Origin of the sequence: Streptomyces sp. LaBMicrA B280 (assembly GCF_049222185.1) — a bacterium.
Taxonomy (GTDB): Bacteria; Actinomycetota; Actinomycetes; order Streptomycetales; family Streptomycetaceae; genus Streptomyces; species Streptomyces murinus.
Genome location: NZ_JBMJCT010000062.1, coordinates 45,538 through 58,616 on the forward strand (window position 1 = coordinate 45,538; position 13,079 = coordinate 58,616).

The 13,079-nt window shown below is 71.5% G+C and carries 13 protein-coding genes and 2 tRNA genes; 4 read left to right on the forward strand and 11 right to left on the reverse strand.

Translation table 11 applies throughout. The features are described from left to right. Positions 1–38: 38 nt before the first annotated feature. Positions 39–644, forward strand: coding sequence for a lytic polysaccharide monooxygenase auxiliary activity family 9 protein (locus ACLF5H_RS33225; protein WP_154823181.1), 606 nt, complete (start codon positions 39–41; stop codon positions 642–644). A 43-nt stretch (positions 645–687) separates the two neighbouring features. Here the strand turns inward: ACLF5H_RS33225 and ACLF5H_RS33230 are convergent. The 7 genes from ACLF5H_RS33230 to ACLF5H_RS33260 all read right to left on the reverse strand — a co-directional run bounded on the left by ACLF5H_RS33230 (position 688) and on the right by ACLF5H_RS33260 (position 6,030). Then, positions 688–761, reverse strand: a tRNA-Lys gene (locus ACLF5H_RS33230). A gap of 98 nt (positions 762–859) precedes the next feature. Further along, positions 860–1,618, reverse strand: coding sequence for an IclR family transcriptional regulator (locus ACLF5H_RS33235; protein ID WP_421679732.1), 759 nt, complete (start codon positions 1,616–1,618; stop codon positions 860–862). Positions 1,619–1,845: 227 nt separating this feature from the next. Beyond that, positions 1,846–2,628, reverse strand: coding sequence for an ectoine/hydroxyectoine ABC transporter ATP-binding protein EhuA (gene ehuA, locus ACLF5H_RS33240; RefSeq protein WP_421679733.1), 783 nt, complete (start codon positions 2,626–2,628; stop codon positions 1,846–1,848). Continuing rightward, positions 2,618–3,268, reverse strand: a complete 651-nt coding sequence (gene ehuD / locus ACLF5H_RS33245; RefSeq protein WP_421679734.1) for an ectoine/hydroxyectoine ABC transporter permease subunit EhuD — start codon at positions 3,266–3,268, stop codon at positions 2,618–2,620. Before ehuD ends, ehuA begins: the two co-directional genes overlap by 11 nt. Continuing rightward, complete coding sequence (gene ehuC, locus ACLF5H_RS33250; RefSeq protein ID WP_421679735.1) at positions 3,265–3,984, reverse strand: ectoine/hydroxyectoine ABC transporter permease subunit EhuC; 720 nt, start codon at positions 3,982–3,984, stop codon at positions 3,265–3,267. Before ehuC ends, ehuD begins: the two co-directional genes overlap by 4 nt. Next, positions 3,981–4,832 (reverse strand): ectoine/hydroxyectoine ABC transporter substrate-binding protein EhuB, encoded by an 852-nt coding sequence (gene ehuB, locus ACLF5H_RS33255; RefSeq protein ID WP_421679736.1) that lies wholly within the window; start codon positions 4,830–4,832, stop codon positions 3,981–3,983. Before ehuB ends, ehuC begins: the two co-directional genes overlap by 4 nt. Positions 4,833–5,031: 199 nt before the next feature. Beyond that, positions 5,032–6,030, reverse strand: coding sequence for a D-2-hydroxyacid dehydrogenase (locus ACLF5H_RS33260; RefSeq protein ID WP_421679737.1), 999 nt, complete (start codon positions 6,028–6,030; stop codon positions 5,032–5,034). 259 nt (positions 6,031–6,289) lie between these two features. Between ACLF5H_RS33260 and ACLF5H_RS33265 the strand changes: the two genes are divergently transcribed. Continuing rightward, positions 6,290–7,021, forward strand: a complete 732-nt coding sequence (locus ACLF5H_RS33265; protein ID WP_421679738.1) for a maleate cis-trans isomerase family protein — start codon at positions 6,290–6,292, stop codon at positions 7,019–7,021. A gap of 102 nt (positions 7,022–7,123) precedes the next feature. After that, positions 7,124–8,254 (forward strand): LLM class flavin-dependent oxidoreductase, encoded by a 1,131-nt coding sequence (locus ACLF5H_RS33270; protein ID WP_421679739.1) that lies wholly within the window; start codon positions 7,124–7,126, stop codon positions 8,252–8,254. A gap of 21 nt (positions 8,255–8,275) precedes the next feature. Here ACLF5H_RS33270 and ACLF5H_RS33275 read toward each other — a convergent pair whose 3' ends face one another. Then, positions 8,276–10,078, reverse strand: coding sequence for a putative bifunctional diguanylate cyclase/phosphodiesterase (locus ACLF5H_RS33275; RefSeq protein ID WP_421679740.1), 1,803 nt, complete (start codon positions 10,076–10,078; stop codon positions 8,276–8,278). Positions 10,079–10,400: 322 nt separating this feature from the next. On the opposite strand from ACLF5H_RS33275, the gene ACLF5H_RS33280 reads away from it, so the two are divergent. Next, positions 10,401–11,660 carry a M6 family metalloprotease domain-containing protein gene (locus ACLF5H_RS33280; RefSeq protein WP_421679741.1) on the forward strand — a complete coding sequence of 420 codons (1,260 nt, stop codon included), beginning with the start codon at positions 10,401–10,403 and terminating at the stop codon, positions 11,658–11,660. 142 nt (positions 11,661–11,802) lie between these two features. Here ACLF5H_RS33280 and ACLF5H_RS33285 read toward each other — a convergent pair. The 3 genes from ACLF5H_RS33285 to ACLF5H_RS33295 all read right to left on the reverse strand — a co-directional run bounded on the left by ACLF5H_RS33285 (position 11,803) and on the right by ACLF5H_RS33295 (position 12,902). Beyond that, positions 11,803–11,876, reverse strand: a tRNA-Lys gene (locus ACLF5H_RS33285). Then, positions 11,867–12,409: a hypothetical protein gene (locus tag ACLF5H_RS33290; RefSeq protein ID WP_421679742.1), complete on the reverse strand. Its 543-nt coding sequence runs from the start codon at positions 12,407–12,409 to the stop codon at positions 11,867–11,869. Before ACLF5H_RS33290 ends, ACLF5H_RS33285 begins: the two co-directional genes overlap by 10 nt. A 124-nt stretch (positions 12,410–12,533) precedes the next feature. After that, positions 12,534–12,902, reverse strand: a complete 369-nt coding sequence (locus ACLF5H_RS33295; protein ID WP_421679743.1) for a hypothetical protein — start codon at positions 12,900–12,902, stop codon at positions 12,534–12,536. Positions 12,903–13,079 lie beyond the last annotated feature (177 nt).

Genomic DNA, 13,079 nt, shown 5'->3' on the forward strand with positions numbered 1-13,079 from the left:
GGCTCAGTGAACTCCCCACGTTCTCCAGGAGCGGCAGTATGCGCATCAAGACCAAAATGTCCGCAGTCGTACTCGGAGTGGTGACCGCCGGAGCGTTCGCGCTCTCCACCGGCGGCGCCAGCGGGCACGGCTACACCGACCTCCCCATCAGCAGACAGAAGCTGTGCGCCAACGGCACGGTCAAGGGCTGCGGCGACATCCAGTACGAGCCGCAGAGCGTCGAGGGGCCCAAGGGCTTCCCGGCGACCGGGCCCGCCGACGGCCAGCTCTGCAACGGCAGCGTGGACCGCTTCGCCCAGCTCAGCTCGCCGACCACGCCGTCCGGCGCCGCCTGGCCCACCACCCAGGTGACCGGCGGGCAGTCGTACACCTTCCGCTGGCAGTTCACGGCCCGGCACGCCACGACGGACTTCAAGTACTACGTCACCAAGCAGGGCTGGAACCAGAACCATCCGCTGTCCCGCTCGGACCTCAACCTCACGCCGTTCCTGACGGTGCCCTACAACGGCCAGCAGCCGCCGGCCACGCTCAGCCACAGCGGCGTCCTGCCGACGGGCCTGTCCGGACACCACGTGATCCTCGCGGTCTGGACGATCGCCGACACCGGCAACGCGTTCTACGCCTGTTCGGACGTCAACTTCTGAGTAACGCCGAAGGGCCCCTCGCAGGCGAGGGGCCCTTCTTCTGTGCGCCGCCAGGGACTCGAACCCCGGACCCGCTGATTAAGAGTCAGCTGCTCTAACCAACTGAGCTAGCGGCGCGTGACTCTCGCCTTCCGCTCTCGCGGCCGGCGACGAAGAAAATACTACCTGGTCCTCGGGGGTGCTCCTGACCACCCGAGAGGCCGGCCGCGATCCGCTCAGATGGCCAGCGACAGCAGCACCGGCGCCGCGTTCCGGTTCAGTGTGTCCGCGGCCTGTTTCAGCCGGTGCGCGTGCTCCACCGGGAGGGACACGGCCAGGCAGCCCACCGAGGCGCCCGCGGTGATCGGGACGGCCGCGCAGACCGTGCCCACCGCGTACTCCTGGAGGTCGAGCACCGGCACCGTCGGCGGCTGGGACTCCAGGCGGGACAGCAGCAGCTTGTCGCTGGTGATGGTGCGCGAGGTGAGGCGGGCCATCTTGTGCCGGGCGAGATGGTCGCGCCGCCCGTTGTGGTCCAGCTGGGTCAGCAGGCTCTTGCCGACCGCCGTGGCGTGGGCCGAGTAGCGGAAGTCCACCCACTCGTTGACCGCGGGGGCGGCGGGCCCGGCCGCGTACTGGGTGACCTTGACCTCGCCGTCCACGTACCGGCTGATGTAGACCGCCGCGCCGACCGAGTCGCGCAGCCGGTCCAGCATGAGCTGGAGCTTGTCGGTGAGGGCACGCTCGCGGTCCTGGGCCGAGGTCAGCCGCCGCAGCATGTCGCCGGTGACGTACGCCCCGCCGCCGATCTGCTCCACGTACCCCTCGCGGCGCAGCATCCGCAGCAGCACGGTGAGCCGCTCGGGGCCGAGGCCGGTGTGCCGGGCCAGTTCGGTCTCGGTGACCCCGGCGGCGGTGTGCGCCACGGTCTCCAGCACGCGCAGCGCGTCCTGGGCGGAGTGGTACGGGGCGGTCGGCTCGTGCATCAGCGCCACGGTGGGTCCCCCCTGCGCTCGCGTACTGGGCCGTGGATTCCGGACGGTGCGGCGCTACCACGATAACGGGCGAACGGCCGCCGGGGAGGGGGCGTTGACAAGTTTCCGGCTCGTCCCCCTCGTCCCGGCGGCCGCCCCAGCTGCGGCGCAGACCCGGTGACATATGCCAGAGTCATGCCCCAGTGGCTGGACCTCGTCCGTTGCCCGCGAACCTCACGCGGCCGCGCTCACAGCACCGCGCCGAGGAATTCCCGGGTGCGGTCCTGCTCCGGCTCGCTGAAGATCTTCTCCGGGGAGCCGGACTCGATCACCCGGCCGCCGTCGAACATCAGTACCTGGTCGGAGATGTCCCGGGCGAAGCCCATCTCATGGGTCACGCAGAGCATCGTGATGTCGGTGCTGCGCGCGATGTCCCGCAGCAGATCGAGGACGCCCGCGACCAGCTCCGGGTCGAGCGCGGACGTCACCTCGTCGAGCAGCAGCACCCGCGGCCGCATCGCCAGCGCCCGCGCGATCGCCACCCGCTGCTGCTGCCCGCCGGACAGCTGCGCCGGGCGCGCCCCGCACTTGTCGGCGAGACCCACCAGCTCCAGCAGCTCCCGCGCCCGCTCCTCCGCCTCGTCCTTGGACAGGCCGAGGACCTGCACCGGCGCCTCGGTGAGATTGCGCAGCACCGACATGTTCGGGAACAGGTTGAAGTGCTGGAACACCATGCCGATCTTCTTGCGCACCTCCCGGACCCGCTTCTCCGACGCCGGGAACAGCGGTTCGCCGTCGACGGTGATGGTCCCCTCGTCCGGCTTCGTCAGGGTCATCAGGAGTCTGAGGATCGTGGTCTTGCCGGAGCCGGAGGGTCCGATCAGCGTGACGTGCTTGCCCGGCCGGACCGCGAAGTCCAGGTGGTCGAGGACGGTGTCGGCGCCGAACCGCTTGGTGACCTGCTCCAGACGGATCAGATCGGCCGGCTGGGCGGCGGTGGCGGAAGGCTCGGTACGGGTCTCAACGGACAAGGCGTCGCTCCAGGGCTCGCAGGAGAAGGGAGGCCAGGTAGGAGATGAGGATGAAGGCCACGCCGATCACGGTGAGCGGCTCGGTGAACTGGAAGCGCTGCTGGGAGAAGAGCCGGGCCTGGCCCAGCATCTCCAGCACGGTGATCACCATCAGCATCGGTGTGTCCTTGAGCATGGAGATCACGTAGTTGCCGAGCGCCGGGATCACCCGGCGGATCGCCTGCGGCAGGATCACCGCGGTCCAGGTCCGCCGCCTGGGCAGGTTCAGCGCGGTCGCCGCCTCCCACTGGCCGACCGGCACCGCCTCGATGCCGGCCCGGTAGACCTGCATGGTGTACGTCGAGTAGTGCAGCCCGATCGCGAAGACGCCGGTGGACAGCGCGGAGAAGGTCAGGCCCCACTCCGGCAGCACGTAGAAGAGGAAGAACAGCTGCACCAGCAGCGGGGTGTCGCGCACGAACTCCGTGACCACCCCGACCGGCCAGCGCACCCACCGGGTCGGCGCCCGCATCAGCAGTGTCCACACCAGGCCGAGGGTGAAGGACAGCAGCGAACCGAGGGCCAGCGCCTGGAGCGTGACCAGCAGGCCGTCCCAGAAGTGCGGCATGAAGTCGCTCACCGCGTGCCAGTCCCACCTCATACGACACCACCGCCCACCCCGGTCGTCCGCGCCCGCTTCGGCTCATGTGCCGCGGACTTCGTGCCGGGGTCCCGGCCGAGCCCGGCCTTCAGCCGCTTCTCCAGGCCGCGCATCAGCCGGGTCAGCACGAAGGCGATCACGAAGTAGATGACCAGCACGTACGTGTAGATCTCCGCGCTCTGCTGGAGCGCGAGGCGCACCAGGTTGGCGCTGAACGTCAGATCGCCCATGCCCATCACCGACACCAGCGCGGTGCCCTTGAGCAGCTCGATCAGCAGATTGCAGAAGGAGGGGATCATCTCCGGCACCGCCTGCGGCAGCACGATCAGCCGCATCCGCTGCGCCGGTGTGAAGCTCAGCGCGATCCCGCCCTCCTTCTGCGCCGGGTCCACCGAGTTCAGCGCGCCGCGCACGATCTCGGAGCCGTACGCGCCGTACGTCAGGCCGAGCGCCAGCGTGCCCGCCCACATCGGCACCAGCTGCCAGCCGAAGGCGATCGGCAGCACGAAGAACACCCAGAAGATCATCACCAGCGCGGAGGTGCCGCGGAAGACCTCGGTGTAGACGCCGGCCACGAAGCGCACGATCCACCGGCGGTGGGTGCGCGCGAGGCCGACCACGAAGGACACCGCGGCGGCCAGCAGCGCGCTGAACAGCAGCAGTTGGACGGTGGTCCAGACGCCCTTGAGTACCAGTTCCCAGAGCCCCGAGGTCATTGCCCGCACAGCTCCTTCGCGGTCAGGTCCGTCATCTCGGCCTCGGTGAAGCCGAACGGCCGCAGGATCCGGAACAGTTCACCGGTCCGCTTGAGCCGGTGCAGCTCCGTGTTGAAGGCGTCCCGCAGCCGGGTCTCGGTCGGCCGGAACGCGAACGCCCCGCCGTCGACGTGCCGTTGACCCTTGACCAGCGGCGCGAACGGCGTGGTCGCCTCCGCCTTGGCCGACTTCTTCACGACCTCGCGGGTGGTGAGCGCCGTACCGGCGAACACGTCGACCCGGCCCGCCTCGACCGCGTTCAGACCGGCCACCTGGTCCGGCACGATCAGGATGTCGCTCTGCTTGTAGCCCGCCTCGACGGCGTACTGGATCTCGGCGTATCCGGTGCCGGTCGCGAACCTCGCCTTCTTCGCGACGACGTCCCGGTAGGAGTGCAACCCCTTCGGGTTCCCCTTGCGGACGATGAACGAATCCAGCATCTGGTAGTCGGGGTCCGCGAAGATGACCTGTTCGCAGCGGTCTGCGTTGACGTACATACCGGCGGCGACGACATCGAACTGCTGTGAGTTCAGGCCGGGTATGAGCGAGCCGAACTCGGTCGGCACCGGCTGCACCCGGTCGACGCCGAGCCGCTTGAAGACCGCCTTCGCCAACTCCGGTGCCTCACCGGTGAGATGGCCGTCCTTGTCGATGTACCCGAAGGGGATCTCGCCCGCGATCCCGAGCCGTACGACGCCCTGCGCGCGGAGCCGGTCGAGCAGGTCGCCGCCGTTCCCGCTCGCGGCGGCCACCCGGGTACAACCCGCGGCGCCCAGTGCCCCGAGCGCCGCGATCGAGCCGAGCAACATCCGTCGGCTGGGTCTGAGATCTGGCCGAAAACTGTGTCCGTCTTTCCCATGTGGTGGAGCCATGGCGGCGCGGCTACCCAGGCCGATCCGGGGTATGCGCATCGGTTTCCCGGCCGGACGGCGCGTCCCCGCTTCCCGCCCCGCCCCTTTACAGAACCCCCACGGGAGAGGGCGAGGGAGAGCTCCCGGGCCCCGCCGGTCAGTGGCCGGGAACGTACCCGCGTCTCTTGTCGACCACGTTCACCAGGGGTCTGCCCGCCGCCCAGCGCTCGTACAACTCCACGAACTGCCGCCCGAGTTCGTCCCGCCAGCCCACCGTGTCCCCGCTCATGTGCGGGGAGAGGATCAGGCCGGGAAGGTCCCACAACGGGCTGTCGGGCGGCAGCGGTTCGGTGGCGAACACGTCCAGGGCGGCGCCCGCGATCCAGCGCCGGGCCAGGGCGCGGGCGAGCGCGTCCTCGTCCACGAGATCACCGCGCCCCACGTTGACGAAGAACGCCGAGGGCTGCATCACCCCGAAGACATGGGCACCGAACATGCGGTACGTCGCCTCCGTCAGCGGCGCCGCCGCGATCACCCAGTCCGCGCGCGAGACCAGCCGGTCCAGGTCGGCCGGGCCGTACACCCCGGTCCGCGGCACCCGCCCGACCAGCGCCGTCGTCACACCGAGCGCCTTCAGCAGCCGTACGATCGCCCGCCCGACGGGCCCCGACCCGACCACACAGGCACGGGTACCGGCCACCCGCCTGCTCTCCCGGTGCCGCCACACCCGCTCCCGCTGCTGCTCCAGGGTGCGCGGCAGATCCTTGGCCGCGGCCAGCACCAGCGCCGCCACGTACTCGGCGATCGGCTGGTCGAAGATCCCGCGCGCGTTGGTGACCACCGTGCCGGACGCGGCCAGCTCCGGGCACAGCAGATGGTCCACGCCCGCGCTCGCCGTGTGCACCCAGCGCGGCCGGGGCCCCGCGCCGGGCCATGCCTCGCGCACCGCGGTCGAGGTGAAGTCCCACACCAGCAGCGCGTCCGCGCCCGGCAGCCGCTCGGCCAGCCGCGCCGCGTCGGTGTGCACGATCCGGGCCCGCCCGGTCAGGACGCCGAGCCGGGGCGGCGGCTCGGCGTCCAGCACGAGCAGGGTGGGAACGCTCCCCCTACGGGACGGCTCCCGGCGTCCGGCGGAACGGCTCCCGACGTCCGACATACGCGGCTCCCGGCGATCCGTGGCGGGTGCTTCCGAGACGCCCCGGAGGTGTCCTCCGACCGCCCGGGATGCACGGATCGCCCACGCTCGCACCCGGATCCACCGGCGTCAACACGGCCGCTCTCGGCCGATCGGGTCAGGGGATGGGCTGCCCCGAGGAGGCTGGGTACCCGGGCCGCGGGGCCGTACCGGGCGCTGCCCCCACCGAGGCGGCGCGCGGGCGCCCCGCACTGCCCGATCGCACGCAGGAAGGCTGGACATGACCGCACTCGGATTCCTCTACCCGGGCCACTTCGCCGAGGACGACTACCCGCGCATCGAGCAGCTCCTGGGCAGCGACATCCGGGTGGACCTGGTCCACACGGAGATCGGCGAGGACGCGCTCCAGGTCGAGGCACTGCGCGGGGCGGGTTCCGCCGAGCGGCTCGGCGCGGGCATGGAGCGGCTGCGGCTCGCCGGTGCCGAGACCGTGGTGTGGGCGTGCACCGGCGGCGGCTTCGTGCACGGCTGGCAGGGCGCCCAGGACCAGGTGCGCACCCTGGCCACCCTGGCCGGGATGCCGGCCTCCTCGACCTCCTTCGGCTTTGTGCACGCGGCCCATGAGCTGGGGGTACGACGGGTCGCCGTCGGCGCCACCTACCCCGAGGAGATCACCGCGCTGTTCGCGGAGTTCCTGCGGGCCGGGGGCTTGGAGGTGACCGGGACGCGCTCCTCGGGGGCCGGCACGGCCGCCGAGGTCGCGGGCTGGGGCGAGGAGGACGTACTGACGCTGGCGCGGGCCGCGGACGACGCGGCCGCGGAGGCGGTGCTGCTGCCGGACACCGCCCTGCACACGGCCGCCCACCTCGGCCTGCTGGAGAAGTCCCTGTCCAAGCCGGTGCTCACCGCGAACCAGGTCACCGTGTGGGAGGCGCTCCGGCTCGCCGACCGCCGGGTGAACGCGCCGGAGCTGGGGGCGCTGTTCACCCGGGAGCCGCTCGTCCAGGTCTGAGGGACGGGGCGGGACGCGGAATAGCGGGACGCGGAATAAGCGGGGAGAGCCACCTGTTACGACACTCCGGCACAGCTCACGCCGGGAACAGGAGGCCCTACCGTGTCGGCAGACGAGGCAGCTCGGACACACGAGAACCGCGAGGCCGCGGACGGCATCCGGGGCACGGCGCACGGCACCGCGCCCGTCCCGCTCTCCGTCCTCGACCTGGTCACCGTCGGTGCGGGCCGCACCGCCACCGACGCGCTGCGCACCAGCGTCGAGCTGTCCCGCCGCGCCGAGGCCCGCGGCTTCCACCGGTACTGGGTGGCCGAACACCACTCCATGCCGGGCGTCGCCTCCTCCTCACCGGCCGTGATCCTCGCGCACCTCGCCGCCCACACCGTGCGCATCCGGCTCGGCTCCGGCGGCGTCATGCTGCCCAACCACGCCCCGCTGGTGATCGCCGAGCAGTTCGGCACGCTGGAGGCGCTGGCGCCGCGCCGGATCGACCTCGGCCTCGGCCGCGCCCCCGGCACCGACGGGGCCACGGCCGCCGCCCTGCGCCGCAGCGACACCCTGAACGAGGGCGCCGACGACTTCCCCGAGCAGCTCGCCGAGCTGATCCGCTTCCTGGACGACGACTTCCCCGACGGCCACCCCTACCGGCGCATCCACGCGATCCCCGGCCCGGTGCAGGGCAGCGCCCCGGGCGGGGTCCAGTCCGCGCACCGCCCGCCGGTCTGGCTGCTCGGCTCCTCCGGCTTCAGCGCCCAGCTGGCCGGAATGCTCGGCCTGCCGTTCGCCTTCGCCCACCACTTCTCGGCGCAGAACACCGTGCCCGCGCTGGACCTGTACCGCCAGACCTTCCGCCCCTCCCCGGTGCTCGCCGAGCCGTACGCCCTCATCGGCGTCTCCGCCCTCGCCACCGACGAGGAGCGCGAGGCCCGCCGCCAGACCCGCGCCATGGCCCTCAACATGCTCCGGCTGCGGATGGGCCGCCCCGGCCTCTTCCCCGACCCCGCGGAGGCCGAACAGACGGAACTGGGCGCCATGGAGGAGGAGTTCATCGCCTCCTGGTCCGCCAACGTGGTCCACGGCACCGCCGACGAGGTGCGCTCCGGCCTCGACGACCTCCAGAAGCGCACCGGCGCCGACGAGTTGATGCTCACCACGCACGCGCACCGGGGCGAGGTGCGCGTACGCTCGTACGAACTCATCGCCGACGCCTACGGGTTGCCGACGGCCGGGTGACTCCCGCGGCGCCGCGCGCCCTCATGTGGTGGCGGTGTACGCCCGCGCCCCCAGCAGCTCGGAGATGCGATCAGGCGGGACCGGGCGGGAGTACAGCCAGCCCTGGCCGGTGTCGCAGCCGATGCGGCGCAGACGGGTGGCCTGGGCGGAGGTCTCCACGCACTCGGCGGTGACGGTGAGGCCCAGCCGGTGGGCCAGTTGGATCATCGCCTCCACGATCACCTCGTCGGCGGGGTTGGGCGCGACCCCCTTGGACGCCTCCTCGTACTGGAAGCCGCGGACGAAGGAGCCGTCCAGCTTCAGTGCCGAGACCGGGAGCCGGCTGAGATAGGCGAGGTTGGAGTAGCCGGTGCCGAAGTCGTCGATGGCGATGCGCACCCCCATGTCGCTGAGGGCCTGCAACGCCTGGAGCGGGCGGCCCGCCGAGCCCATCACCGCGGACTCGGTCAGCTCCAACTGGAGCAGATGCGGGGCCAGTCCGGTGTCCGCCAGGGTCTGGGCCACATCGGCCACCAGGTCGGAGTCCCACACCTGGCGCACCGCCACGTTCACGCTGACGAAGATCGGCGGCTCGCCGGGATGCGCCAACTGCCAGCGGCGGGCCTGCCGGCACGCGGTGACCAGCGCCCAGCGGCCGAGCTGCACGATCGAGCCGTCCTCCTCGGCCAGCCCGATGAACCGATTCGGCGTCAGCGTGCCGAACTGCGGGTGGTGCCAGCGCACCAGCGCCTCCACCCCGGACAGCCGACCGTCCTCCATGCCCACCAACGGCTGGTACTCCAGGGCGAATTCGCCCCGCTCGATGGCGGGCCGCAGCGTGGAGGACAGCGCCTGCCGGGTCATCCGGTGCGCGTTGCGCTCGGGGTCGAACAGCGTCCAGCGGCCCTTGCCGTCGGCCTTCGCCCAGTAGAGCGTCGTATCCGCCGCCTGCATCAGACCGGTCGCCGTGGTGCCCGCCGCATGGCGCTCCACGACCCCGATGGACGCCGTCAGCGACAGCCGCTGCCCGGCCAGGTCGAAGGGCTCCTGGAGGGTCTCCAGCGCCGACTCGGCCAGATCGGCGAGCTGTTCGGTGCCGGTGGAGTCCTCCACCAGCAGCGCGAACTCGTCCCCGCCGAGGCGGGCCACCAGAGGGGTCGCGGCGCGCGCGTACCCGGCCTCGTCGGCGACCCTGGTCAGCCGCTCGGCCACGGCCGCGAGCAGCCGGTCCCCGACGCGATGGCCGAGCGTGTCGTTGACCGCCTTGAACCCGTCGAGGTCCAGATAGCACAGCCCGATCCGGCCGGTGCCGCTCTGCTCGTACGACTCCGCCTCCAGCGCGGCCGAGAGGCGCTCGAAGAACAGGGTGCGGTTGGGCAGCCGGGTCACCGGGTCGTGCATCTGCAAGTGCCGTAGCCGCGCCTGGAGTTCACGGCGGGCGCTGATGTCGGCGACCGACAGCAGCACGCCCGGCTCGCCGTCGGTCAGCGGGACCACGGTGAGCTGCACCCACACCGAGTTGCCCCCGGGATGCTTCAGTCTGCGGGTGCAGCGCAGCCTGGCCTGCCGCCCGCACAGCACCTCTCGATAGGCGTGCCAGGAACGGGCGTCGGCGGTCAGGTCCACCAGATCGGCGGCGGACCGGCCGCGGAGTGTGTCGCAGTCGATGCCGAGCAGCTCGCCGAAGGCCGGGTTCGCGCGCAGGACGAATCCCTCGCGATCCACGACGGCCATGGCGAGCGGCGCCGCACCAAAGACACGGTCGTAGGTGATGTGATCACTGTCTGTGACGGCTGACCGGTCGAGGTCTGCCGCGGGCGTCGGCCCTTCGGACGTTCCGCTCACCGCTCGCTCCCGCAGTGCACTCGATCTCTGTCCGTGCCGGAAAGTGTGCCGATCATAGAGGCTGGCCCCGGGCCCTTCCAGCCATCGTCCAGTGTCCCGGACCGGACAGACTTTCTGACAGATCGTTTCTGCCCGCACCTGGACGGGTTATTGAGGCCATCGACCAGTTGTGACGTTCCGTGAGTGAATCGGGGGTGTCGAGCGCCGTAGTGCGCCGGCGCCCAAATGGGGAGCGCTCACCCTTCTGGTGCAGACAAACAGGGCATTGAGTGGCGAAACGCAGCAACCTGGGTGCGGGTCTGTCCCATCGCGTCCGGAGGTCATGTCCGTGCCCCTGCTGCGCAGCACCGCCGCCGTGTGCACCACACTGTCGGCGCTGGCCGCGACCTCGATCTTCACCGGCCCGTCGGTCGCCGAGCCCTTCTCCACCGCCCCGTGCGCCCTGCACCGCACCGAGGCCCACCACTCCGAGGGCGTCGACAGCTGGGACTCCGACTACACGCGCCCCACCCGGGCGCTGGACGCGGTGATGATCTTCCTGTCCTTCCCGGACGGCACCCCGCGCACCACCCCGGCCGAACTGACCGCCGACCACTTCCCGGAGACCAGCCGCTACTTCGAGCAGGCCTCCTACGGGAGATTCACCCTGCACCCGCATCCACTGACGCACTGGCTGCGTATGCCCCGCCCTTCGACGGCGTACGCCATACGGCGGGACTGGGCCGCCGAGGACCGGGCCGCATATCTGAACGACGCCTTCAAAGTGGCCGACAAGGAGGTGGATTTCTCTCGCTACCAGGTGGTGTACCTCGTCGCCGATCCGGACGCGCCCGGTGTGGACTCCGACGCCACCAAAGTCGTCAACCTCGATACGCCCCTCCATGTGGACGGCACGGACGTGCGACGGGTCGTCACGGTGTTCGAGAAGCATCCGCCGGATCGGCTGGTTCTCGCCCATGAGAGCGGCCATGTCTTCGATCTGCCGGACCTCTACCACCGTCCGGCCGACGGCAAGGGCGACTGGGACACGTACGTCGGCGACTGGGACCTGATGGGCAGCCAGTTCGGGCTCTCACCCGACCTGTTCGCCTGGCACAAGTGGCGGCTGGGGTGGCTGGATCCGCGCCAGGTGACGTGCGTACGCGGCGCGGGTCCGACCCGGATCACCCTGGAGCCCCTCGCCGCGGGGCCGGGCGTCCCCGTGCAGGGCACCGGCGGGGCGCCCGCCTTCGGGCTCGGCGACGGGGTGAAGCTGGCGGTGGTGCGCACCGGCCCCGACAGCGCGCTCGCCTTCGAGGCGCGTACCGCCGCCGGCAACGACCGGGCGACCTGCCGTGAGGGCATCCTCGTCTACCGGGTGCGCAGCGGCGCGGAGTCGGGCGGCGGGCCCATCGAGGTCGTCGACGCCCATCCGGACACCTCGGCCTGCCCCGACGACTCCGTCTACCCGCCCCTGGCCGACGCCCCGGTCGCCCTGGGGGAGAGCTTCACCGTCCCGGGGGAGGGCGTGAAGGTCGAGGCGGAGGGCAGGACGGCCTCGGGGGCGTGGACGGTGCGGATCACGCAGCGGATCAGGGGCTGATCTCCCGGCCGACGTCCACTGGGCCAACCTGGTGGGGGTGTGGGTGGCGAAGCCCCCGCCTCGCGCGGCGAGGCCGCGCAAAAACAGCGATGGCGAGTCCGAACCGCGTTTTTTGCGGTCAGAACTCGCCATCGCTATCGCGTGCGCCGCCAGGGACTCGAACCCCGGACCCGCTGATTAAGAGTCAGCTGCTCTAACCAACTGAGCTAGCGGCGCCTGCTGACGTCGTAGACCTTAGCATCCGGATCGGGGGGAGGAAAAATCGATATCCGCACCGCCGCCCTGGCCGCCCGCACCGCCGCCCACAGCAGCACCTCCGGGCCCGGTAACCAGGGATGACGCGCGTCCGGGGCGACCAGCCAGCGGGGGTCGGCCGCGGGGCCGCCGTCCGGCGCGGGGACGGTCACCGCGTCGCCGGTGCCGTGGCAGAGCAGGGGCGGTACGGCGGCCGCCCGGTGCGAGCCCCATTCCTCCCAGGCCAGCAGCGAGGGCAGCCGGTGGGCGGTGCCGGGGGCGCAGAACAGCAGCATCCGGCCACGGGACATCGCGACCGGGCCGGAGCCGGGGCCGTCGTCCCAGAGCCGGTCCAGCATCCGGCGTCCGAAGACGACCGGGGCGCTCACCACGTCGAAGACGGTGCCGCAGGGCAGGACGGCCGGGGCGGGCGCGCGCCGCGGGTACGGCCCGGCCGAGGCGAGCCAGGCGGCGCCGTCGGAGGTGACGCGGGTGACGTTCGGAGTACCGCTCATGCGGATCAGATCTACCGGCAGTGAGCAACCGGTTCTGCTGAGTTGCGGAAAACCGGGACAGGGGGAGGGGGAGGGGAGTATCTTGCCCGCCTGGCATATGCCAGATGAGGGTCACGTCGGGTTATCACACGGGATCGGCGGTGGTACGGCCCTCGCTGTTCCCGCGCATCAGATCCCGGCCGAACTCGACCATCTTCTTGGCATAGTCCTCGGTCCACTCCGCGCGCTCGGCGATGTCGGCGGCGGTCAGCCGGTCGAACCGGCGCGGATCGGCGAGCTGGGCCGCGGCGATGGCCTGGAACTCCACGGCCCGGTCGGCGGCGGCGCGGAACGCCTGGGTCAGCTCCGTCGCCCGGGACAGCAGCGCCCGGGGATCCTCGATGGACTCCAGCTGGAAGAAGTGCTCGGGATCGGCGGCCGCTTCCGCGGGCTCGAAGATCAGGGGCGCGGGGCGTAGCCGCGGTTCGTGGTGACGCGGCGTGGGCTCCGCCATGTCTTCATCTCCTCCTCGTACGGCTCTGACGACCGGACCCCGCGGGTCTGCCGGGCCACCGTCCATTGTCTCGCGTGCGCGCAAGGGCGCTGCCGCCGTCACGTTCCGGGGAGCCCGCCCCCGCCCCGGCTCCGGGGCGTGGGTCATGGCTGCCAGCGCACCCGGTGTTCCGTCAGG